The organism is Pseudomonas sp. LBUM1653 (assembly GCF_059716115.1).
The window spans coordinates 2860571-2883855 of the sequence record NZ_CP166803.1 but is presented as its reverse complement, the minus strand read 5'-3'; the positions used below and the strand labels follow the sequence as shown (position 1 = coordinate 2883855).

The 23285-nt window shown below is 55.9% G+C and carries 21 protein-coding genes, 1 tRNA gene and 1 pseudogene; 8 read left to right on the top strand and 15 right to left on the bottom strand.

What is annotated here, in order from left to right; translation table 11 throughout:
* Positions 1-11: 11 nt before the first annotated feature.
* The 3 genes from ACA054_RS13155 (at position 12) to ACA054_RS13145 (ending at position 2859) form a co-directional block, all read left to right on the top strand.
* The gene (locus tag ACA054_RS13155) at positions 12-830 is read left to right on the top strand and encodes an alpha/beta fold hydrolase (RefSeq protein WP_497690292.1); all 819 of its coding nucleotides are present in this window, start codon (positions 12-14) and stop codon (positions 828-830) included.
* Positions 831-1104: 274 nt separating this feature from the next.
* Entirely contained in the window at positions 1105-1665 is a 561-nt protein-coding gene (locus ACA054_RS13150; RefSeq protein WP_497689766.1) for a lipid-binding SYLF domain-containing protein, read from the top strand.
* Between the two features lie 291 nt (positions 1666-1956).
* Positions 1957-2859: a L,D-transpeptidase family protein gene (locus ACA054_RS13145; RefSeq protein WP_497689765.1), complete on the top strand. Its 903-nt coding sequence runs from the start codon at positions 1957-1959 to the stop codon at positions 2857-2859.
* Here the strand turns inward: ACA054_RS13145 and ACA054_RS13140 are convergent.
* A complete protein-coding gene (locus ACA054_RS13140) occupies positions 2740-3330 on the bottom strand; it encodes a CGNR zinc finger domain-containing protein (protein ID WP_497689764.1) in 591 nt (196 codons plus the stop codon). The two genes, ACA054_RS13145 and ACA054_RS13140, sit on opposite strands and share 120 nt — an antisense overlap.
* A 129-nt stretch (positions 3331-3459) precedes the next feature.
* On the opposite strand from ACA054_RS13140, the gene ACA054_RS13135 reads away from it, so the two are divergent.
* Positions 3460-4341: an alpha/beta fold hydrolase gene (locus ACA054_RS13135; protein ID WP_497689763.1), complete on the top strand. Its 882-nt coding sequence runs from the start codon at positions 3460-3462 to the stop codon at positions 4339-4341.
* Between the two features lie 9 nt (positions 4342-4350).
* Here ACA054_RS13135 and ACA054_RS13130 read toward each other — a convergent pair whose 3' ends face one another.
* Positions 4351-4515, bottom strand: a complete 165-nt coding sequence (locus ACA054_RS13130; protein ID WP_497689762.1) for a hypothetical protein — start codon at positions 4513-4515, stop codon at positions 4351-4353.
* A 105-nt stretch (positions 4516-4620) separates the two neighbouring features.
* Here ACA054_RS13130 and ACA054_RS13125 point away from each other — a divergent pair.
* Positions 4621-4696 (top strand) — tRNA-Phe (locus tag ACA054_RS13125).
* Positions 4697-5309: 613 nt separating this feature from the next.
* Here ACA054_RS13125 and ACA054_RS13120 read toward each other — a convergent pair.
* Positions 5310-5408: pseudogene (locus tag ACA054_RS13120) on the bottom strand (outer membrane lipoprotein carrier protein LolA); the annotation flags it as partial.
* 255 nt (positions 5409-5663) lie between these two features.
* Between ACA054_RS13120 and ACA054_RS13115 the strand changes: the two are divergent.
* Both ACA054_RS13115 and ACA054_RS13110 read left to right on the top strand, forming a co-directional pair.
* Complete coding sequence (locus ACA054_RS13115; RefSeq protein WP_497689761.1) at positions 5664-6479, top strand: DUF1206 domain-containing protein; 816 nt, start codon at positions 5664-5666, stop codon at positions 6477-6479.
* 181 nt (positions 6480-6660) lie between these two features.
* Positions 6661-7146 carry an adenosine-specific kinase gene (locus ACA054_RS13110; protein WP_497689760.1) on the top strand — a complete coding sequence of 162 codons (486 nt, stop codon included), beginning with the start codon at positions 6661-6663 and terminating at the stop codon, positions 7144-7146.
* Between the two features lie 22 nt (positions 7147-7168).
* Here ACA054_RS13110 and ACA054_RS13105 read toward each other — a convergent pair whose 3' ends face one another.
* The 7 genes from ACA054_RS13105 to ACA054_RS13075 all read right to left on the bottom strand — a co-directional run bounded on the left by ACA054_RS13105 (position 7169) and on the right by ACA054_RS13075 (position 14654).
* Positions 7169-8071: a universal stress protein gene (locus ACA054_RS13105; protein WP_497689759.1), complete on the bottom strand. Its 903-nt coding sequence runs from the start codon at positions 8069-8071 to the stop codon at positions 7169-7171.
* A gap of 189 nt (positions 8072-8260) precedes the next feature.
* Positions 8261-9154 (bottom strand): polysaccharide deacetylase family protein, encoded by an 894-nt coding sequence (locus ACA054_RS13100; protein ID WP_497689758.1) that lies wholly within the window; start codon positions 9152-9154, stop codon positions 8261-8263.
* Positions 9155-9216: 62 nt separating this feature from the next.
* A complete protein-coding gene (locus ACA054_RS13095; RefSeq protein WP_497689757.1) occupies positions 9217-10125 on the bottom strand; it encodes an NAD-dependent epimerase/dehydratase family protein in 909 nt (302 codons plus the stop codon).
* A 96-nt stretch (positions 10126-10221) separates the two neighbouring features.
* Positions 10222-10956 carry an SDR family NAD(P)-dependent oxidoreductase gene (locus ACA054_RS13090; protein WP_497689756.1) on the bottom strand — a complete coding sequence of 245 codons (735 nt, stop codon included), beginning with the start codon at positions 10954-10956 and terminating at the stop codon, positions 10222-10224.
* 42 nt (positions 10957-10998) lie between these two features.
* Positions 10999-12426 (bottom strand): APC family permease, encoded by a 1428-nt coding sequence (locus tag ACA054_RS13085; RefSeq protein ID WP_497689755.1) that lies wholly within the window; start codon positions 12424-12426, stop codon positions 10999-11001.
* Between the two features lie 368 nt (positions 12427-12794).
* Positions 12795-13601, bottom strand: coding sequence for an alpha/beta fold hydrolase (locus ACA054_RS13080; RefSeq protein ID WP_497689754.1), 807 nt, complete (start codon positions 13599-13601; stop codon positions 12795-12797).
* A gap of 129 nt (positions 13602-13730) precedes the next feature.
* Entirely contained in the window at positions 13731-14654 is a 924-nt protein-coding gene (locus ACA054_RS13075; protein WP_497689753.1) for a LysR family transcriptional regulator, read from the bottom strand.
* Positions 14655-14805: 151 nt separating this feature from the next.
* Between ACA054_RS13075 and ACA054_RS13070 the strand changes: the two genes are divergently transcribed.
* A complete protein-coding gene (locus ACA054_RS13070) occupies positions 14806-15816 on the top strand; it encodes a zinc-dependent alcohol dehydrogenase family protein (RefSeq protein WP_497690291.1) in 1011 nt (336 codons plus the stop codon).
* A gap of 227 nt (positions 15817-16043) precedes the next feature.
* On the opposite strand, the gene ACA054_RS13065 is transcribed toward ACA054_RS13070, so the two are convergent.
* From ACA054_RS13065 to ACA054_RS13045, 5 genes are read right to left on the bottom strand one after another with little or no spacing between them, the layout of a single operon-like run.
* A complete protein-coding gene (locus ACA054_RS13065; protein ID WP_497689752.1) occupies positions 16044-16553 on the bottom strand; it encodes a nucleoside deaminase in 510 nt (169 codons plus the stop codon).
* A 50-nt stretch (positions 16554-16603) separates the two neighbouring features.
* Positions 16604-18928, bottom strand: coding sequence for a xanthine dehydrogenase molybdopterin binding subunit (gene xdhB, locus ACA054_RS13060; RefSeq protein ID WP_497689751.1), 2325 nt, complete (start codon positions 18926-18928; stop codon positions 16604-16606).
* Entirely contained in the window at positions 18925-20433 is a 1509-nt protein-coding gene (xdhA, locus tag ACA054_RS13055) for a xanthine dehydrogenase small subunit (RefSeq protein WP_497689750.1), read from the bottom strand. The genes xdhB and xdhA overlap by 4 nt, the downstream gene beginning before the upstream one ends.
* A gap of 16 nt (positions 20434-20449) precedes the next feature.
* Positions 20450-21823 (bottom strand): amidohydrolase family protein, encoded by a 1374-nt coding sequence (locus ACA054_RS13050; RefSeq protein ID WP_497689749.1) that lies wholly within the window; start codon positions 21821-21823, stop codon positions 20450-20452.
* Positions 21824-21864: 41 nt separating this feature from the next.
* Positions 21865-23238: a nucleobase:cation symporter-2 family protein gene (locus ACA054_RS13045; protein WP_497689748.1), complete on the bottom strand. Its 1374-nt coding sequence runs from the start codon at positions 23236-23238 to the stop codon at positions 21865-21867.
* Positions 23239-23285: the final 47 nt, after the last annotated feature.

Below are 23285 nucleotides of genomic sequence, written 5' to 3'. Positions count from 1 at the left end.
GTGGCTCGGGGATGATCACAGTCAAGGACGGCACGCAGATTTTCTACAAGGATTGGGGCACCGGGCAGCCGCTCGTGTTCCATCATGGCTGGCCCCTGTCCAGTGACGACTGGGATGCACAGATGCTGTTTTTCCTCAGCAAGGGCTATCGCGTCATTGCTCACGATCGCCGCGGCCATGGTCGTTCGTCTCAGACCGCTGTCGGCAACGAGATGGAAACCTATGCCGCCGACGTTGCTGAACTGATGGCGCATCTCGACATCAGAAACGCCGTGCATATCGGTCATTCCACCGGTGGTGGTGAAGTAGCACGCTATGTGGCGCGTCATGGCCGCGGTCGCGTTGCCAAAGCGGTGCTGATCGGTGCCGTGCCACCGATCATGCTGCGTACCGCGAAAAACCCGGGCGGCCTTCCCCTGGAAGTCTTCGATGGTTTGCGCAAAGCCCTGGCCGACAATCGCGTACAGTTTTATCGTGATTTTCCGACAGGTCCGTTCTATGGCTTCAATCGCCCGGGCGCGAAAGTCTCCGAAGCGATCATCGACAACTGGTGGCGCCAGGGCATGAACGGTGGGGTCAAGGCGCAGTACGACTGCATTCAAGCCTTCTCGGAAACCGACTTTACCGATGACTTGAAGAACATCGACGTGCCGACACTGGTGCTCCACGGCGAAGACGACCAGATCGTGCCGATCGCCGATTCGGCACACCTGTCAATCAAGCTGCTCAAACATGGCACGCTGAAAACCTACCCTGGCCTGCCCCATGGCATGTGCACCACCCATGCCGACGTCATCAACGCGGATCTTCTGTCGTTCATCAAAAGCTGATGCTCGCGTCGCCGTGCCGAATCGCAATGAGCGTCATATTCGGCACCGCGATAATCAGCAATCGGGCACAAGCGAACTCTGTCGATCACTCAGTGGTCACAACAAGTGATGGCATCGCAACTGAACACTGGCCTCGGGCCTGCTTCCTTCAGCAGCGAAGCTTGCGATTCACACATTTCAGGGTGCGCCGGATAACGTTCAGTGGGTTCAGGTCCTGTCTGACACAGGCGCTGACTGCTGCTGCCATCCAATGCTCCCTTATCGGAGTACGCAAATGACTCAATCAATACGGTTCTTCCTGACGGTCTTGCTCGCGGTTGCAGCAATGGCATCGGCCAGTCTCCTGAACACTGCCGGAGCGGCCACCGCCGAGGATCTGAATACCGACTCCCGGCAAGCGTTGCAAACGCTGTACAAGACCAATCCATTCTCCGAAACCATCTCGAAAAAAGCCAAGGCCGTGCTGGTCTTCCCGAAAATCATCAAGGCGGGCCTGGTATTCGGCGGCAGCTACGGCGAAGGCGTTTTGATGAAGGGCACGAAAGTCGAAGACTATTACAACTCCGTCAGCGGCTCCTGGGGATTACAGGCAGGCGCGCAGTCCTATGGCTATGTGGTTTTTCTGATGACCGACAAAGCGGTGAAATACATCACTGAAACCAAAGGTTGGGAAATCGGCGTAGGGCCAACCGTTGTCGTGGTGGATGAAGGGGTTGCCAAGAACCTGTCCAGCTCGACGCTGAAAGACGACGCATACGCGTTCATCTTCGACCAGCAAGGATTGATGGCCGGGATCAGCATCGAAGGCACGAAGATTTCGTTGATCAAACGCTAATACCGGCAGTTCAATTGATCGTCGAGCGAATGATGGCAGCCTGTGCCAATGTGGGTTGAGCTCCCAACAGGCAAGGCTGCCACTCGGGCTGGACGTGACCGTAGAGGCTTCAACTGGTTTTTTGGTTGATTTCAACTCCATCTCCAGCCTTCGAGATGAATTCGTTTTTCAACTAGATTCTATTAAAATTATGCGTTTGCATTCTAATTAGTAAACTCCGAGCATCGTGCCTCCAGCTCAAGCAGATCTGCAAGAGTTTACTCATGATGAATATGGATTAGTAGAGAACTCATGATTAAAGCGGTACGACTTCTTCCACTCAATAAAACCGGCTTTACTAAAAATAATAAATTTCGACTGGCGTTCGTAGTTGTAGCCAGTTTTGTATTTCAGCCGAGCATGGCTGCGCGCTTCGAATTACCTTCCGATGGAAGTTCACTGGTGGGTGTCAGACAAACCGTCATCGCGCGTTATGAAGACACCTTTGCCGATTTGGCTGAGCGCTACGGTCTCGGATATCAAGAAATGCTCGACGCAAATCCCGGCGTGGATGCCTGGTTGCCAAAGGTCGGTACGCAGATTCAGATCCCCAGTCAATTTTCCTTACCTGATGGTCCTAGAGAAGGGGTAGTGATCAATCTGGCTGAACTTCGTCTTTACTACTTTCCTGCCGGAACCCGGCTCGTTTATACCTATCCGCTGGGTATTGGCCGTGAAGGGTGGGCGTCGCCTGTGGCAGTGACCCGCATCACAGAAAAAGTCGCCAACCCATCATGGTTTCCTACACCCTCTATTCGTGCCGAACATGCAGCGGATGGTGATCCGTTGCCAAATCGCGTGCCACCTGGGCCGGACAATCCACTCGGTCCCTATAAAATACGTTTGGGACTGCCGGCGTATCTTATTCATGGTTCAAATAAAAAATTCGGGATTGGCACGCGTACCAGTCATGGTTGTTTTCGAATGTACAATCAGGATATAGCGGAGTTGTTTTCGATAATACCCGTGGGCACTAAAGTTCGAATCATCAATGAAGTAATGACCACCAAAACCGGATTAGCACGGGAGCCGATGTCAGTCCGCAGTACCCTGACGCCGCTTGCGGAACTCGGCGACCTTATGCCGGTTTCCGCACAGCGCCATGCTGCACCAGCGCCGTTTGTGCGACTTGGTGCGGTCATAAAACATCAATGAACATTCCGGGCTTTCGCATTTGCGCACAAGATTGAAGTCGCCTTCAGCCAACAACTCGGCAGCCGCATAAGCCAGCCGGCCCAGGCATTGGCTGGCGGCATCACCTTGACGGAAGCGATCCAGTACCGGCGCGGCGCCCTCCTCCCAAACCAGTTGCGGCACCGCCCGCAATAGAAAGGCGTTAAGCGCGACCGGATCCGCCACGCGATTTTCCCGGCGAGCTGCGAGCAGGCCTTCGATGCTGTCGCGCAGCTTGCGCAATCGGGCGAGCAGATGCCCGTCGCCCCCCTCCACCTCCGTCGCCGAACCGAAACCGATCTGCCGCAGCCACAACGCCGCGTCGGCCTCGGTGCCGAGCAGGTCTCGTCGCTGGCCTTCGACCATCATGCGGGTGTTGAGCAGATCCAGTGCCGGGTGATCGGCCAGTACCAACGGCGCAGGCCGTTCAAGGGTGGTGACGGCGACAGTCATGGGAATCTCCAGGGAATCGATAGGCAGATTGTAACCCATAAAGATAATTTGACCAGTTACATAATCTGTGCACAATGGATTCCAGTAACCCGTAAAAATGTGTTTATACAGTTACAGGAGAAATGAACCATGACCCCATCCCGGCACACCCACGTTGCCTGCAAATTCGTCGAAACCGACGGCGTCAAGGTTTTCTACCGCGAAGCCGGCGCTGCCGACGCGCCGGTACTGTTGCTGCTGCACGGTTTCCCCAGCTCGTCGCACCAGTTCCGTGACCTGATCCCGCTGCTGGCGGACAAATACCGCCTCATCGCGCCGGATCTGCCCGGATTCGGTTTCACCGAAGTTCCCACCGAACGTAACTACGTCTACACCTTCGATGCCATCGGCGAGACAATTAAGCAATTTGTCGATGTGCTCGAACTCAAGCGTTACGCGATGTATTTCTTCGACTACGGCGCGCCCACAGGCTTGCGCCTGGCGCTGGCCTACCCGGATCGGGTGAGCGCGATTGTTTCGCAGAACGGCAATGCGTATCTCGAAGGTCTTGGGAATGCGTGGGCGCCGATCCGCCAGTATTGGGCCGACCCGTCGCTCGCCAATCGCCAGGTGATCAACGATGCCATCCTGCATCTGGAAGGCACGCGCTGGCAGTACGTGGAAGGCGTGAGCAATCCCGAGGTCATCGCACCTGAGGCTTACCATCTGGACGCGCTTCTGCTGGAGCGGCCAGGTAACAAGGACATCCAGCTTGATCTGTTCCTTGATTATCAGAACAACCTGAAGCTGTATCCGGCGTTCCAACAGTTTTTTCGCGATAGCCAAGTGCCAACACTGGCGATCTGGGGCAAAGGCGATCCATTCTTCATTCCGCCAGGCGCCGAGGCCTATAAGCGTGACAACCGGAATGCGGTGGTCGAGTTGCTGGATACCGGCCACTTCGCGCTGGAGACCCACGTCGAGCATATTGCTCAGCGAATTGTCGAAGTAGTGGGCAACGACATTAACTGAGACCTGTGCCTACAGCGTCATGATTGGCCGTAGCAATGCCTGACCCTCATACAATGCGGACAGATACCGTTCGCGCATTTGCTCGACGGTCATTCGCGACGCATGAGTCGTCAGCGTCAAGGTAGCCTGCAACTGCCCTTCCCGATCAATCAACGGCACGCTCAGCACCCGCATGCTCACTTCACCAGATGACGTACAATCGTAAGCATAGGTATTTATTGATTTTTTTTGATTTCGTGCTTGACGCCTCAGCCGTAAAAAACGTTTAATTGCGCCGCGGCCCAGATAGCTCAGTCGGTAGAGCAGGGGATTGAAAATCCCCGTGTCGGCGGTTCGATTCCGTCTCTGGGCACCATTACTTCTAAACCCCTGACGCCTAACGGCATCAGGGGTTTTCTTTTTTGGGCACCGTGATCACCTTTAGCGTCGCGCCTTCAAAAGCAGCACCGCTAACCCTCTTTGATTCCAGCTCATCGATCACAGAAGCGAATGCCACCCTTTGCTTTTAATGGGTTGGCGGTTCTGGGCAAGATCGCGATGAATGCGTTTGCCACGACTACTGTAGGAGCGAGCCTGCTCGCGAAAAACCCGAGAGCACCGCGGGGCATCAGGTTTCCCGCGTCATCGTTGACCTCCATCGCGAGCAAGCTTGCTCCTACAGGGTTCCGGGCAAAATCGCGATGAATGCGTTTGCCGCGACTACTGTAGGAGCGAGCCTGCTCGCGAAAAACCTGAGAGCACCGCGGGGCATCAGGTTTCCCGCGTCATCGTTGACCTCCATCGCGAGCAAGCTTGCTCCTACAGGGTTCCGGGCAAAATCGCGATGAATGCGTTTGCCGCGACTACTGTAGGAGCGAGCCTGCTCGCGAAAAACCTGAGAGCACCGCGGGGCATCAGGTTTCCCGCGTCATCGTTGACCTCCATCGCGAGCAAGCTTGCTCCTACAGGGTTTCGGGCAAGATCGTCATGAATGCGTTTGCCGCGATTGCTGTAGGAGCGAGCCTGCTCGCGAAAAACCTGAGAGCACCGCGGGGTGTCAGGTTTCCCGCGTTATCGTTAACGACCATCGCGAGCAAGCTTGCTCCTACAGGGTTTCGGGCAATATCGCGATGAATACGTTTGCGACGATTACTGTAGGAGCGAGCCTGCTCGCGAAAAACCTGAGAGCACCGCGGGGCGTCAGTTTCCCCGCGTCATCGTTGGCCTCCATCGCGTTCAATCTCGTTTAATAAACATTCTGAGTTACTGAAGACTTCGACCTTTATCGAACCCCTCCCCTGGCGATAGGTCTGCTTCTGTATAACTTCTCGGAAATAAATCCTATGTCCGCTCAACACACCCTTGTCGTACTCGCTCGGGGCGGATATGCCGCTCGAGGTGTTCTGTACCTGATCATAGGTATCTTCGCTCTGCTGGCGGCTCAAGACTCGACAAAACCGAAGGACAGTCACAAAAGCCTAGAGGCGCTGTTAAGCCAGCCATTCGGATATGTCCTGGTTGGGCTAGTCGTGGCGGGTCTATTCGCCTTCGCAGGGTGGCGTCTGGTGCAAGCGATTCGCGACGTCGATCATCACGGTACGAAACTCAAGGGGTTGGTGATTCGTGCAGGTTTGTTGGTGGGTGGTTTGATCAACGGTGCGCTTGCGTTTTTTGCATTGGGACTACTCATTAGCGGCGTCAGAAGCTCAGGCAATTCCGCAGGTGGAGAAACAAAGGATTTACTGGCACATCTTTTGTCCTGGGATCACTCAAACGTGGTGGTCTACCTCGTGGCGCTCGTACCATTAGGCGTAGGTATTGCTCATATCATCAAGGGATGGAAGGCGTCGTTCGAGAAGTATTTTGAGGCAGATGAGGACGTGATGCGATACATACGTCCGGTGGCTCGTTTCGGACTCATAGCCCGAGGAGTGGTGTTTATCGAAATAGCGCTGCTGCTGGCGATCAGCGGCTCCCGCTATCAAGCCACGGATCCACCCGGCATGAAGGAGGCCCTTGACGCTCTGCAGAATCTGCCAGTTGGAGGTTTGGTTCTGATGGTGATGGCTTTGGGGTTGATTGCCTTTTCGGCATACAGCTTTGCCGAAGCAGCCTGGCGAAAAATAAACATGGATGTGCCTGGGGTATCAACATCATAGTCGCTGCGTGATGCTGGTGAAGGTTGCTCGTGCTTGAGTTCAGGCCAGCTGAAAATCCGGGCGCCCTGAATGGGTAGCAATCGGCCAAAAGCAGTCAGTGGACGAAGCAATGACAAATGAGTAGCTATGCTTTCTCTGTTGCCAGTCTCTACTGGCAACATCGTGAAAGGAGGCGTTTGAGATGCAACTCATTACGTTGAAAATCGAAAAGCCGGATGATACGAACTTCATTTTGGGTCAGACGCACTTCATCAAGTCCGTCGAGGACATCCACGAAGCGTTGGTCAATGCCGTGCCAGGCATCCAGTTTGGTGTGGCCTTTTGTGAAGCCTCAGGCTTTTGCCTGGTGCGATGGTCTGGCACCGATAGTGCAATGATCGAACTTGCACAGAAAAATGCCAAAGCCATCGCCGCAGGCCATAGCTTCATCATTTTCCTGGGCGACGGTTTCTATCCGCTGAACGTGTTGAACACCATCAAGATGGTGCCAGAGGTATGCCGGATTTTTTGTGCTACAGCCAATCCGACAGAAGTAGTTCTCGCCGAGACGGAACAAGGGCGAGCAATCCTGGGCGTAGTGGATGGCTTGTGCGCCACTGACATTGAAGGCGACGACGACATCCTGTGGCGCAAGAACCTGTTGCGGCAGATTGGCTACAAGCTGTGAAGTCCTTTGATAGCCAATCCATTCACTGATCCGCAGCCCCCGTAACGGCGAGAATGTTGCAGGGCACTCGATACAGGACATGCTCCGTCGTACTGCCCACCCATTTGCCCAGTCCCTTGCGATGCGTATTTCCCATGACGATCACATCGGCCCGGTGATGCGCCGCAAAGTCGGCCAGCGCTTTACCGGGTGGCCCCTCAACGAAGTGTTGTCGCTCAGTGGGCACACCATAGTGGTCGGCCAACGCGATAAACGTCTTTTGCAGTGACTTGCGCACTTCGCTGCTGAAACCTGGCATCGTCACTGCGCCAGCGCCAGCGTCGGATATATGTGTCAACGATAGATCGTAGGCATGCAGCAGATGCAGTTCCGCGCTGCATTGAATTGCCAATCCGTTCGCCGCCTGGATGATGCGGTCGTTGATACCAGTGATCTGAGTCTCAGGTTGTGACGGATCGACCGCCGCCACTACCACCCGCGGAAGTGGACACCTGACTTCGCTGACCAGATGCACAGCCACCGGACATTCGCGCAACAGGTGCCAATCCAGAGGCGTAATGAAAACGCGTTTGAGCGCTGACTCGTGTTGCACATCCTTGATAACCAGATCCGGCTGCATATCTGCCACGTGCAGAAGTATCTCTTGCAACGCGGTTCGCGTAACCAGCACTTCGGTGCTCACCTTGACCCCGCGCCCGCGGAATAGATCGGCCTCATCCTTCAACCATTTTTCGTTCTCTTGCTGACAGGCTTCACGAAAACGCGCACCAGCGCTCTTCAAACCCAAGAGATTGGAGTCTTCGATAAACACCGTGATGTGCAGCGCTGCGTCAGTGGCTTCGGCAATGGCGACAGCTCGCTCCAATGCCGGGGTATGACGCATGGCTGGACCGGCTATCAGAAAGAGTCGTTGATATTGGCTCATGTAACACCTCCAGACGTTCCGGGATATCTAGCTCCCCCCAGCGCTCTCGCGTGTCACACCTGCGACGATTTACTATCGCCTCAACTGTCAATATACGCCTGGATTCGATTAATAGAGTAGCGACCATCCAGCAATGGTCGCCTCCCCGACATCAATTACAACAAAACCCGATAAGCAGCATCATAACGGCTACTTATGCGCTTTAACCGGTCCCTGATAATACGGCAGCCTGTCTATCCGTGGCTTATAGGTCTCCGTGGCTACACTGCGCTGGACATGCGCTGCGATCTCGTCCATCCGTGCAAACCAGACATCACCTTTGGCCATCATGTATTCGATCAACTTCGACACTTCATGCCATCGCGACAAACGACCGGAAAGGAACGGATGCCAGACGGGTACGAAGAGCGCGCCATACTCCCAGGCAGCATCGAACTCGGCCTTGAAAACCTCGACGGCGCGTTGTGGCGACTGAATAGGCATCTGGAAATCAAGGTCGATGCTGTGCATGTACTGAGGCCAGTCATCCAGCGCCCAGCTGGATGGAAGCTCCACCAGTTCTCCTGCCCCCGTGCGCAACAGATAAGGCACATCATCCCCCATCAAAGAGGCGTCATAACTGAAGCCTCGCTCGATCAACAAGTCAGCCGAGTGCTCTGACATGTTGTAGAGGGGAGCCCGCCAGCCCCGCGGTGCCTGGCCGGTGAATCGCTTGATGATGTCGCAACCGCGATCGAGCCAATAAGCTTCTTCTTCCCGGCTCAGCTCGTTTGGATGCTCATGTATAAAGCCGTGATGGGCAATTTCGTGTCCACCTTCGACGATCGCCTCAATGGCCTGCGGATATTGTTCGATGCACCAGGCCGGAATGAAAAACGTCTGTTTGATCTCGAAGCGTCTATAGGTTTCCAGAATCCTTGGAATCGCCACCTTGGGTCCATAGTGCAGCATCGAAATACTGGCAACCCGTGTCGCGGAATCCTTGGGGTGCGCCACATGCAGGATGCTGTCTGCATCCATGTCAAAGGTAAAGGCTACGGCGCAGCGTGCACCGTTTGGCCAGACAATCGGATTTTCAATCATGCTTGATCACCAGTGGATACTGAACGTTATCGAATCACCAACAACAGCGACCCAGCCCTCTATCAATACTCGTGATCAATCAACCAGTTGGAATAATGAGTGAGTCCTTTTTCAAGTGACCATTGCGCTCGATACCCCAGCTCCCGCTCGGCCGCACTTAGATCCCATTCCCCATGACGATCGAGATGCCAATAACCGTCGCCAACTTCGATGCGCGCATCAGGAATAATTTTTTTGATGATTTCAACGGCCTGATGCAGCGTCCAGGAGCGATCACCGGCAATGTTAAAGACACCGCCTTTCAGATCTCTGGTTTCAGCCGCCAGCAGTACCGCATGCACCACGTCTTCCACATGAATATAGTGGAACCGATGATCTCCGCCGGAAGGCAAGGTAAATGCTTCACCACGATGAACGCTTTTAAGAATGTCCCGGAGCACTTGCGGCATTTTATTTTCCGGGCCATACACTTCCGCAATTCGCAGTGAAATCACCTCCATGCCATAAAGATCATTGTAGACTCGGCCAAAGTGCTCGGTGGCAATCTTGGTTACACCATAGGGTGTCGTTGGATACGTGGGTGTTTGCTCATTAATCGTACCTTCGAAATGCCCATACACCGTTTCGGAAGAAAAGTTTACCAATTTTTTGATGCCCGCCAATCGCATTGCTTCAAGCAAATGGATGGTGCCATCGATATTCGCCGTTACTGTCGTAATGGGCAGGTCTATGGACAAGTCGGGATGGGACATGGCCGCCGTGTGAATGACACGATCAACGCCATATTCCTGGATAGTTCTGACAATCCTCGGTATGTCGAATAGTTCCCCCTGCACAGGGGTCATGAATTCAGACTTGGCTTCGGAGTAGTCACGATTGTAACTCACTACCTTGACGCCTTGTTCGCTGAGCTTTTTCGTCAGGTATCTGCCCACATAGCCCAAACCACCGGTAATCATTACAGCGCTCATTTTGGATCCTTCTTGTTATTAGCAGAATAAGAGCCACATATTTGACGGGTAAATTCATGACTCGCTGAAGTTAAAACATCGAGACGAGACACCCAACTAGATCGCAGCGCCGCCATTGGGGCTGATGATCTGTCCAACCATATAATCACCTGCGGGACCGGCCAGGGCTTCGACCATCGCCGCGATTTCGTCCGGTTTGCCGAAGCGCCTTAAAGGGAGGGTCGCGCGAGTCTCGTCGTTGTACTCGATGGTGTCGTAGATCAGCATGTCTGTTTCAATCGGCCCCGGCGCCACCGAATTGACCAATACACCTTTGGGAGCAACTTCCTTGGCAACCGCTTTTGTCAGTGCGATCACCCCGCCCTTGGAAGCGCAGTACGCGGCGTAGGTCGGAAATCCAATCAGCCCCAGTTCCGAGCTGATGTTGATGATCCGCCCCTGCCCGCGTGCCAGCATGCCCGGCAACACGGCCTGCATGCAGGCCCAGGTGCCGCCAAGATTGGTGCTGATCATCTGCTCCCACTGCGCCCAAGTCGTTTGCTCTACTGTCGCCGACACCAGTCTCCCGGCATTGTTGACGAGAACATCAACCCTTCCGTAGCGGCTCTGCGCCTCGTGGATGATTCCGGCTGCAGCTTCGGGATTGCTGATATCCGCTTGAACGGTGAACCCGTCGCCACCGTTGTCTTCGGCAATTCGTAAAACTGCGTCCAGTTGATCCTTGTTATCGAAGTAATTGAGTACCAGATGATCGCCACTTGCCGCAAAACGCTTGGCGATTGCCAGCCCTATGCCCTTTCCAGCGCCAGTGATAACGACAACACGTTTCATAAGTTCTCCGATGATTTTTTAAATGAACACCGAGTGTGAAAGTCAGGACTCTTGAACTTTGGAAAGTACGGGTTTTCTGGAAACACGCGATTGCCATACCAGAATCAGTGCGCCAGACAGTATCGTCAGTGCGCCGAGGTACCAGGCCGTGTATTTATCTTCTGGTGAAACCGGATTTGCTCCGGCGGTATAACCGATGTATCCCAGAACCAGAATGGCCAGAGCCGCAGGGATGGACAGTGCCAACGCGATGCCGAAACGCTGACGTCGGAAAGTCATGACAATAAAGGCTGCAATAGCGGCCATGTAGGACATCACCAGCGTGATAGTCACGACGTCGTAGTACCAGACAATCTTGTCCAGCGGTTTCCACCAGAGCAATGCAATGGCGACGGCCGAGACAATGACGCTGGCAAGCCATGGCGACTTTGTTTTGTTAACGCTGCTAAGCGCCAACGGCAGATGCCCTTCTTCACTCATTCGATAGAGCGTCCGCGCAGCCGCACTCGAAGAGATTTGCAAACCGGCACATGCCGACGTGATCACCACGAACAAGGCTATCCAGGCCATGGCCGGTGGCAAGTAGACGTTGGCGACAGCGGCGATTGGCCCACCGTTGCCGTCCTCGATAATTGCCGCCAGTTTCTCCACAGGCACGGCGTACTGCCAGCCGATAGCCGCGAGGGTGTAAATGACAAAGGCGCTAGTCAGAACGAGCAACATGGAGCGTTGCACGGTTCGAACCGGAATACGCGACTCCTCGATGTAGTTGATCGCCGAATCGAAGTTGGCAAGCATCCAGACACCGAACAGCACCCCTGGCCCGATTGCTGACCAACCATCCATCCCCTGTGGCGTATACATGGAAAGAACCGACAGGTCCGGAACCTGAGGGTCGATGATGCCCATCAACCCGAGCCCGGCAACGACAGAGATCTCGAAAATCAGGAAGATACTGGCGATTTTCGCTGTGGCATTAACACCTTTGCAGGAAACGGCCAGGAAGATCAGCACCATACCCGTCCCGATCAGTTTGGCGTTAAGCGCACCCGCCAGGGCCGGGAACAGCGCCTGGATATATTCGGTTCCGATGATTGCGCACATGGCCATCACTGCCGTGCAGGCAACAGAGTACGCCCAGCCGAGAATGGTCCCGACGCTGGTATGGAGAAATCGCGAGGTGAAGGTAAACACTCCGCCTGCCGACGGTGCCTGGCGAGTGAGGGAGATCATGCAGAAAGCCATGACCAACATTGGGAAGAAGTACGCAATCAAAATGGCCAGCGGCGCATGGTGGCCCGATATTGAGTAAAGAATTGACATCGAAGAGGCTGCAATCCAGCCGGGTGCATTAAAACCAAGTGCTGAAAACGTCACATCCCTTGTGGTGAGAGTCCCCTTGTTTAGCGCCGTATCAAGTTCACGAACAGTTCCGTCACGGTCATAACCGATGATGTCATAGAAGTTCATTTTTCAGGCTCTGATTAATAGCTATAGAAGATGTTGTAGCGCCAAACCGTAGTGATTTGAACGCCGCTCTTATTATTCAACTAAGCAAAATGCAGATACTTCTAACCCGAACAAACACCAATAGCCTATTCAGGATTGACTTACAGCTTTATGGTTTTTATCGCCCTCCAGGAAAATCCTCCAGCCAAGAATATTTTTCACCCGCCCGCAGTCACTTCAACTGCATATATACGTGCGTGACCAGTTGCGGGGCTTAAACCTTTGAATGGGGGTCCAGTATAGAAACAGGCAAAAAAAACCTACCATCAGAAATTTCCGATATTTGGATCTGATTTGGCGAAGTAAGTCCCGGTCAGTAACCTGTGTACTTATCGGCCGTTGGCGATCATCGGCGCGGGCTCTTCATCGCCGTGCTGCTGGGAGAGGAATTCGCGTATCGCTTCGGCGGTTCGCCTGGCGCTGGTCACCACGAAAAAATGCCCCTCGCCCTGCAGGACGTGCAGTTCGGCACGGCGAATGGTGCGGTGCAGGATGTGCGCGTTGTACAGCCGCACCAGGGTGTCGCATTCGCCGGTGAGGATCAGTGTGCGCTGGCGCAGACGAAACAGCCGCAGCAGGCTGGTCCAGCCGACCAAGGCGGTGAGCTGGTGGTAATAGGTTCGCGGGTTGACCGTGAGCATGCCGTTCACCACACCGAAGCGCAGCAGCGTCTGTATCGAATTGCGCGAGCCTTCTTGCTTGCGCAGTTTGGTGCTTTTGCGCCTGGCAAAAAAATCCAGGATGTCGGCGGGCTTCACCAGCATCGCCGGGCCGGCCGAGGTCGCCGCGAGGATCAGCCGGCGTACCATGCTCGGGTAACGCAAGGCGAATTCTTGCGCCAATGCACCGCCCCAACTCACGCCGAACACATCGACCTGGTCGATTCCCAATTGCTTGAGCATCTCGGCGATCAGGTCGGCATGGCGCGGCAGACGCATCGGCCAGCGGGGCATTTGCGATTTGCCGACCCCGGGCACGTCCAACGTAATGGTTCTGTAGTCCGCCAGTTCATCGCGCAGGGGATCGAAGGTACGGATCAAACCACCCAGGCCGTTGAGCAAGAGCAGCGGTGAGCCTTGGCCGCGGATTGAAACGTTCAACTGCAAGTCTTTAATGGTTAATTTGTGCGTTGTCATGATTTCCCCCTCGCCTACCCGCTGTTAAGACAGCGTCTGGCGTGCATATGATCCCAGGCCACTTAGACGAGGAAAAATATTCAACATCGCCCCCTGATTCGACCCATTGCGGCCGTTGACGGCACCGATTCAGTGATCGCTATTGTCCAGCCAGTCAGAATGAATCTGCGCAAAGCGCTCTTGCAGCCATTCGACGAAAACTTGCACCTGCGGTGCCAGGTGCGTCCGACTTGGGTACAGCAGCGACACAGGACGAGGGGCTGGCCGATAGGGCCTTAGAATCTCCACCAAAACGCCGCTGTCCAGATACTCGGCCACGGTGATGCCTGGCGCCTGGATTATTCCGAAGCCCGACACGCCGCACTGAACGTACGCATTCGACTCGGTGACTGTGATGCCGGCGTTACTCACAAACGCTCGATCCTGACCTTTTACACAGAAGTGCCAAGGCAATGTTCTGTTGCTCTGACCGGACAAGAAGTTGACGCCTCGATGGGCGACTAGATCGTCGAGTGCCTCGGGTTCGCCGTGCTCGTTCAGATACTCGGGCGCTGCACACGTCACCATGGTTGCCATTGCGATGGGGCGAGCGATCAATGTCGAGTCCGGTAAATCGCCTATACGCAACGCACAGTCGATGCCTTCACCTATCAGGTCAACGGCTCGATCGGTCACGCCCAGTACCATGTTGATTCCGGGGAAGGTGCTAGTGAATTCTTTCAGGCTTTTGATGAATTCCATTTGCGCAAAAGCGGTCGGGATATCGACGCGAAGTCGGCCCACCAGCGTTGCTCCGGTGCGGTCAAACATCGAGGTCGCGGCAGAAATATCCGCGAGAATGTCCTGCACTCGCTCATAGAAACGTTCGCCCTCGGCGGTGAGCGCCACCTTTCTCGTTGTGCGTTGGAATAGGCGCACGCCCAATGACGTCTCCAGCTCCTGGATGTAACGGGTGACCTGAGGCCGCCCAATCTCCAGCGACTCGGCGGCTTTAGTGAAGCTGCCGAGTTCAGCAAGTCTGGCGAACAGGCGCATTGATTGCAGCAATTCCATGATGTCTTACCTGGCCGGATACAATTGTTGCCTGAGGATAGAACAATCATGTCCTCTTTTACGTATTTATTGCGCGCCCTCGAAAGCGAAAGATGTGCCCAAGGCGAACCCGTTGCGGTTTGCAGCCATTGACTCGTTTTGGAGATTCGCAATGAAAGCCTGGTTATTGAAAGATTTCGGACTCGACAACCTGCAACTGGGAGAGACAGCGACCCCGCAACCCAAGGCCGGCGAGTTGCTCGTAAAGGTCGGCGCTGTCTCGCTCAACTTTCGCGACAAGGCGATCGTTGACGGCATCTATGAGCCGCATAGGGTGCCCAAACCCCTCATCCCGGTTAGTGATGCAGCCGGCACAGTGATCGCGGTTGGTGACGGCGTCACGCGCTTCAAAATCGGTGATCGGGTCAACTCGCATCTGTACTCCCGTTGGCTGGATGGCGAGCCTGGGCCGAATGAACCGGATTACTGTTTCGGTTCGCCGTTGCCTGGCGGTTTGGCCGAATACATGATCATCCACGAAGACAGCGCCGTGGGTGCGCCAGACAACATGAGCGATGAAGAGGCGGCGACGCTGCCGATTGCCGCGCTCACGGCGTGGTACTCGCTGGTAGACTTTGGACAAATTCAGCCCGGGCAAACCGTGTTGGTTCAAGGCACTGGTGGTGTGTCCATATTTGCCGTGCAGATCGCTACTGCGCTTGGCGCGAAAGTGATCGCAACGTCGAGCAGCGACGAAAACCTGCAAGCCGTGAAGGGGCTGGGAGCCGTAGCGGGCGTCAACTACAGAACTACTCCGAACTGGGCAGCCGAAGTGCTGAGGCTGACCGAAGGCAAAGGCGTGGATCTGCTGCTCGATGTGGCCGGTGGCAGCGGCATCAATCAATCGGTCGCAGCGACCAAGGCATCCGGGCGTATTGCGCAGATCGGCTTTTTGACCGGGCAGACCGTTGAACTCAATCTGATGCCACTCATTTTTCGCCAGACGACCCTACGCGGTATTGCCGTGGCGCCGCGCTCATCGTTCGACCGGATGAATGCATTCCTCAACGAACACAAGATTCGTCCGGTGATCGATCAGGTGTATCCGTTCGAGAAAGCACGAGAAGCTTACGAGCATCTTGCGAAGGGAGCATTTGGAAAGGTTGTAATCAAAATCGCTTGATACCTTTAAGGCGCCAATATGGCGCCTTTTTTCGCCTGTCTCAGTAGATCCAATTGCGTAGTCTGAGCCGAGCGAGGCTCTGACTCGAACGTCCGTGGTAGTGCTGGCAGACGTCGTCCAGGCCGAAGCGGTAAATCAGTACATCGAGGAACGGCACCTCTGGCAGCGCGGCAGCTTGCTCGCGATAGAGCGCGGCGACTTCGAGACATGAACGAAAACGCCGCCGTTCACTTCCAGAAACCAACGTGGGGCTCAGCCGCTTCGATTTCCAACATCGGCCCGAACACCGGGATCTGTCGTTGCCCACGGGCGAACACTTCACGGCACGGCAGCGAGAACGTCGGGTTTTCTGGATGGTCGCCGGTCAAGCTCAGCAGTGCATGCTCGGATAGCGCATAGACCACCCGGCCGATGCCGGTCCAGTAAATTGCCCCGGCGCACATACAGCAAGGCTCGGCACTGGTGTACAGGGTGCATTTGGCCAATGCCTCCGGGCTCAGCAACGTGGCAGCTTTGGCGGCTGCGACCAATTCTGCATGTTGTGTGGGATCGCCTTCGGGGGGCATGGAATTGTTGCCAGCCTGCGATATCAACTTGCCGTTTTGGTCCGCCACTAAAGCGGCAAACGGGTGGCGGCCACGCTCCTTCGCCGCTGAAGAGAGCTGGATGGTTTGGCGCAGCAATTCCACGTCAAGGGCAGAAATGCCGGGTGGGGTCGTGTTGGTCAAGTCAGTCATTCAAAGTCCTTGGGCATTTGGGATCAGAAGCAAAAGGGTGGGATGACGCGCTACGTGCCTCGAATTGCGGTGATCGCCTGCAGGATCCGCTCGCTGGTCGCAGGGCCGTTCAATGGCGGGTTCAGTTTGTACTGCGCCACACTGGCAATTGCGTCGCGAAGCGCAAAGAACACCGAGAAAGCCAGTAACATAGGCGGCTCGCCTACCGCCTTCGAACGGAAGATGGTGTCCTCGGTGTTGCGGTTGTTGAACAGGTTGACGCGAAAGTCATCAGGGCAATCATTGACCGCCGGGATCTTGTAGGTCGAAGGAGCGTGGGTCATGAGTTTTCCGGCTTTGTTCCACCACAGTTCCTCCATCGTGAGCCAGCCCATGGCCTGGATGAAGGCACCTTCCACCTGGCCAATATCGAGCGCCGGATTGATGGATTTGCCAGCGTCATGCAGCAAGTCCACGCGCAGTAACTTCCACTCACCGGTCAGGCTGTCGATCTGAACCTCGGATACGGCAGCGCCATAGCTGAAGTAGAAGAACGGCCTGCCTTTTAGTGTCTCTCGGTCCCAGTTCAATTTAGGAGTGGCGTAGAAACCATCTGACCAGAGCTGCACGCGACTCTCATACGCCGCCCTCACCAGGTCAGGCCAACTGAGCCGATGCTCATGCAAGCTCACCTGATTGTTGGCATAGCCCACGTCATCGAGCGTTCCGCCGTATCGATCCACCAACATTTGTGACAAGCGGACTTTGATTTGGCGCGCCGCATCCTGGGCGGCCTTGCCATTCAGGTCAGTCCCGCTTGAGGCTGCAGTGGCTGAGGTGTTGGGTACCTTGCTGGTGTCCGTTGCGGTGGAGCGCACCCAACTCATATCGATACCCAGCTCATTGGCGACTATCTGGGCGATCTTGGTATTGAGGCCTTGCCCCATCTCCGTGCCGCCATGGTTCACAAGCACCGAACCGTCCGTGTAGATGTGAACCAGGGCTCCGGCCTGATTGAAGTGGACGACGTTGAAAGAGATGCCGAATTTCAGCGGCGTCAGTGCAAGGCCTTTCTTGAGCACTTCATTGTCTCGATTGAAGGCCAGGACAGCCTGGCGTCGAGCCCGGTAGTCGCTTGTCTGCTCCAACTCAGCCACCAGCTCATGGATGACGTTGTCTTCCACCGTCATGCCGTAGGGGGTAACGTTGCGCTCGAGCTTGCCATAGAAGTTGCGCTTGCGAACGTCCAGCGGGTCCAGACCCAATTCGCGAGCGATGTCATCGATGATGTACTCGATGGCGATCGCACCCTGTGGTCCGCCAAACCCGCGAAAGGCGGTGTTGGACTGGGTGTTGGTTTTGCCTGCCATGGATCGAATGTCCACGTCACTTAGGAAGTAGGCATTGTCGAAGTGACACAAGGCGCGGGTCGCCACCGGGCCGGACAAGTCAGTCGAAAAACCTCCCCGCGAGCACATTTCTACTGTAACGCCTCGAATCAAGCCGTCGGGCTCGAAACCTGCCTCGTATTCGTAGTTGAAACAGTGACGCTTGCCAGTGATCATCATATCGTCGTCACGGTCCAGGCGTACCTTGACCGGGCGCTTCAGCCGCGCGGCGGCCAAGGCTGCTACGCAGGCAAAAAGACCGGATTGCGACTCCTTGCCGCCGAATGCCCCGCCCATCCGACGAATCTCCACTTTAACCTGGTGGTTTGGCAGATTCAGGCAGTGGGAAATCAGGTTTTGCATCTCTGTCGGGTGCTGAGTGGAGCACAGCACATGCATGCCGTTGTCTTCTTTTGGCATGGCATAGGATATTTGCCCCTCCAGATAAAACTGCTCCTGGCCGCCGATGGAGAATTCGCCCTTGAGTCTGTGCCTTGCACCTCCTATTGCTTGCTCGGCTTCGCCACGGCGCAGGTGCAACGGCGGGAACAGAAAGGCGCCCTGTTGCTTCGCTTGCTCAGGGGTGAGTATTGCGGGCAACGCCTCGTACTCTATCTTGCCCAGTCGAGCCGCACGGCGCGCGGCGTGATAGGTATCGGCGATGACGGTAAAGATCGGCTGGCCGATGTACTGCACCACACCATCGGCAAGTATCGGATCGTCGTGGACGATGGGGCCGCAGTCGTTGGCTCCCGGTATATCCGCTGCAGTCAGGACTGCGACCACACCCGGCGCTGCAAGCACATCACCCAAGTCCATCGACAGGATTCGCGCGTGGGCCTGTTGGCTCAAGCCCAGTGCCGCGTAAAGCGTGCCCTGCAGTTCGGGGATGTCATCGATGTAAGTCGCTTCGCCGCTGACATGCAGATGCGCTGACTCATGAGTGAAGGCGCGCCCGGCGGCGCCTTGTCTCAATTGTTCGTTGGGTAGGCTGACAGGCTTGTTCATGGTTGCTCCTGGGCCACATCAAAGACCCGAATACGTTCCTTGGGCAATGGCTGATGCAGGCGGGTTTCAAGATAGAAGCGATAGAGCAGGTTTTTCGCGCACTGCTGTCTGTATTGGGCGCTGGCACGCATATCAGAAAGTGGCTGGTAATCCTCATCAAGCGTGGCCTGGGCTTGTTCCAGCGTATCCTCGGTCCAGGGCTTGCCGATCAGCTGTTTCTCGCAATGGCCGGCTCTTTTGACCGTTGCTGCCATACCGCCGTATGCCACACGGCAATCAACGACACGCCCTGCGTCGAGGCGAATGGAAAATGCCGCACAGACAGCCGAGATGTCCGAGTCAAAACGCTTGGACAATTTGTAGGTACGCATCTGCCAGCCCGCTTCGGGCAGCGGAATCAGGAGTGCTTCAACAAGTTCATCGGCGTGCATGTCTTTGCGCATGTAGCCGGTGTACAAATCCTCGAGAGCAAGAGTCCGACTTCCACCAGGGCCATGCATAACCACCCTGGCGCCCAACGCAACCAGCGCCGGCATCGAATCGCCGATGGGCGAGCCATTGGCGACGTTGCCACCCAAGGTGCCAGCGTTGCGGATAGGCTTGGAGGCGAAGCGTTCCCAGAGCTCCTTTAGTTGCGGATAGAGCGCGACGATAGCGGCGAAGCTGTCGGTCAGCGATACACCGGAACCAACGCGTAAAAACTGCTGGTCGCGCTCGATTCGCTTAAGTTCCGGCACCTTGCCGATGAAAATGATGTCGCCGATATCGCGAAACTGCTTGGTCGTCCACAAGCCAATATCGGTACATCCCGCCAACAGGAGCGCGCCGGGATAGTCGGCACGCAGCCGGAGCAGTTCTTGCAAATTGCACGGAGCAAAAAAGCGTCGCCCCTCATGTTCGTAAACGAGCATCTCGTTGCGCTTCAGTGCCTCCAGCTTCACTTGCAAGGCCTCGCGTTCGAACCTTACGGGCGCCCGCTCGAACATTTGCTCACCTGCATCCAGGATCGGTCGGTAACCGGTGCAACGGCACAGGTTCCCGGTCAACGTGGAACGTATATCCTCTCGCCCCGGACGTTCTTCACCTTGCTGATGTTCGAGGTAGAGACTCCACAAGGACATGACGAATCCGGGTGTGCAAAAGCCGCACTGCGATCCATGGCAATCGACCATCGCTTGCTGCACTGGGTGTAATGACCCTGCTTCCTGGCGCAGGTGCTCAACGGTAAACACTGCCTTACCGTCCAGCGACGGCATGAACTGGATACATGCGTTTACGGTGTGCATTCGCAGTTCACCGTCCAGCAATTCGCCAACCACGACCGTGCAGGCGCCACAGTCTCCTTCGGCACAACCTTCCTTGGTGCCCGTGAGGCAGCGATCTTCGCGCAAGTGATTGAGCAGGCTGCGGGTGGTGTCGACATGCTCAAGCGATTGCACTTCACCGTTGAGCACGTATTGGATAATCCCCTGCCTGGGGGAGGTGTCATATCGGGTGTTTTGCATGAAGGTCTCCTCGAGGTCAAACGCGATCAAGCTCGTTGATGGAGACCCCGGCCTGGTCCAGCCAGGCTTTTCGTCGGGCAAACAGGTCAGGGACCGTTTCATTGACTTCAGTGATCAGCACGTCCAGGTCAGCGTTTTTGAGTTGCCCGTTTTCGACCAGCACGCGACCGGCGACCATTGTCATGTCAACGTCACCGCCTTGTACGGCATGCACCAGGTTGTGGTGAAGGTTGGCCAGCGGGCCACGGGTGATCAGCGGCGTCATCCTCGGCGTGTCAACGCGTACAGCGATGATGTCGGCGGCTTTACCGACTTCCAGCGAGCCGATCTGCTTGTCCATGCCCAACGCGCGTGCACCGTCGATCGTGGCCATGCGGCATACCGACCATGCATCCAGTGCCGCTGCATTGAGGTTGGCGAATTTGGCCAGCAGCGAGGACACTTTCATCTCCTCGAACATGTCCAGGTTGTTGTTCTCTTTTTCGCCATCGGTGCCCAGGCCAACCGCAACGCCTGCAGCCAACAGCTTATCGATCGGCGCGGCACCGGATGCCAGCTTCATGTTGCTGACGGGATTGTGTGCCACACCGATGTTGCGTCGCGCCATCAGCGCGATCTCTTGGTCGTCGACCCACACGCAATGAGCAAGCAGAACCTTACTGGCATCGAGCAGACCGAATTTCTCCAGAGCCTGTACGGGGCGCATTCCGTAGCGCCGGATGGTTTCTTCCACGTCGAAGCGGCTTTCGTTACTGTGGGTGTGGAAACCCACTTGGGTGGCCTTGCAGATATCCGCGATGCGCTTCCATGCCTGGGGAACGGCGTAGAACATATGCTCCAGGCCTACCCACACATTGATGCGGCCATTCGCCCCGCCGTGCCAACGTTCGATCAAGGCTTCGTTGCCGTCGAGGGTCTCGAAGTAATCATGGTCCGGGTGCTCGGCAACATAGGGCACCAGCACCGCGCGAATGCCCAACTCATTGGCGGCCTCTGCACTGCCATGCATGTATCGCCACATATCGACCACCGTGGTGGTGCCGGACAGCAATGCTTCGCTGTAGCAAAGCATGGAAGACAAACGTGCCTCACTGGGCAGCAGCACCCGGTGCATGGGATCGATGTACTGCTGCAACCAATCCCACACCGGGAGACCCTCAGCAGTGCCTCGGAGCATGCCGGAATGGCAATGGGTATTGACCAGCCCAGGCATCAACAGGCGATCGGTCAGGCGGCGTACCGGGGCCACGGGGTGGCGTGCGAGCAGCTCTTGCGCAGGACCAACATCGGCGATCAGGCCGTCCTTGACCAATACTGCGCCATCTTCGATCACGGTGTTGTGGGCGTCCATGGTGAGGACGAGGTCGGCCCTGATGAGTTCATTAGTCATCGTACTTAACCTTTGTGCTGTTTATTGTGGTTGTAGGTGGTTCAACTGTCGCTGAGGGCGGCGGTGTGGGCCGCTGCTGCTTCGGCTTCGTCGGCCTTGCCGAGCCCGTTGAACAGAATGTTGAGGATGAGTGCGCTGCAAACGCTCAGAACGATCCCGCTTTCGGTGAACACCCGGCTCCAGTCGGGCAAATGCTGGAAGTAGTGAGGCGAGACCATCGGGATCATGCCTATGCCCACACTCGTGGCCACGACCAGAAGGTTGTAGCGCGATCGTTCAAAGTCGACGGTGGAAAGGATGCGCACCCCCATCAGCGTGACCATGCCGAACATGACCATGCCGGCGGCACCGAGTACGTACTGAGGCGTGGAGGCAACGATGTAGGCCAGCTTGGGAAAAAGTCCCAGCCCGATCAGAATCATCGCGCCGGCTATACACACATAGCGGCTCTTGACCCCAGTCATGGTCACTAGCCCAATGTTTTGCGAGAACGAGGTATAGGGGAATGCGTTGAATACCCCGCCGAGAATGGCACCCAGGCCATCCGAACGAAGGCCTCGCACTAACCTTTGGCGAGTGGTCGGGCGGTCGACCATCTTCCCCAACGCCAGGAACATCCCGGTCGACTCGACCATGGTGACCAGCATGACCAAACACATTGAAACAATGGCGACAACATCGAATTTCGGCGCGCCAAACGCGAAGGGTGTAATCGTCGAGAACCATGGAGTCTGATGTATGCCGTCAAGCACGATATCGCCGCGAAAGAACGCTATGAAAAAGCCGACCAGTACCCCCAGGAGCACCGCGATATTGGCAATGAATCCTTTGGCGAAGCGGTTGATACCCAGGATCAGGATCAGCTGTAAAAGAGAAATGGCCAGGTAAACCGGATTGCCGTAGTCCGGATTGGAGCTGCCATCGGCCAGTAACGGATGGCCTCCGGCTGACCAGTCGATTCCGACACGCATCAAGCTGATGCCGATAACCAGGAGCACAGTGCCGGTTACCACCGGCGGAAAAAAGCGCAGCAATCGGCCCATGACCGGGGCAAAGAGAATGCCGAACAGACCGGATGCGATGATCGCACCATAGACGCCTGGCAGCCCCAGGGACGGGTTCAGGGCAATGGCGATCATCGGGGTTACCGATGCGAAGGTCACGCCCATCATGATCGGCAACTGAATGCCGAAAAACCTGTTTCCTGCGCATTGCACGAGTGTCGCCAGGCCCGCGGCAAACAAGTCTGCGTTGATGATAAGGGTCAACTGGTCTTTGGGGAGTTGCAGTGCGGCGCCGAGAATCAGCGGCACGATGATGCATGCCGAATACATCACCAGCACATGTTGAAAGCCAAGTATCACGGTTTGAGCCAGCGGTAGCCGCTGATCCACAGGGTGCACAGCATTGGTCATTGTCCTCTCCTGGTTGTTATTGTCGAGGCAGTGATGGGATAGGTTAT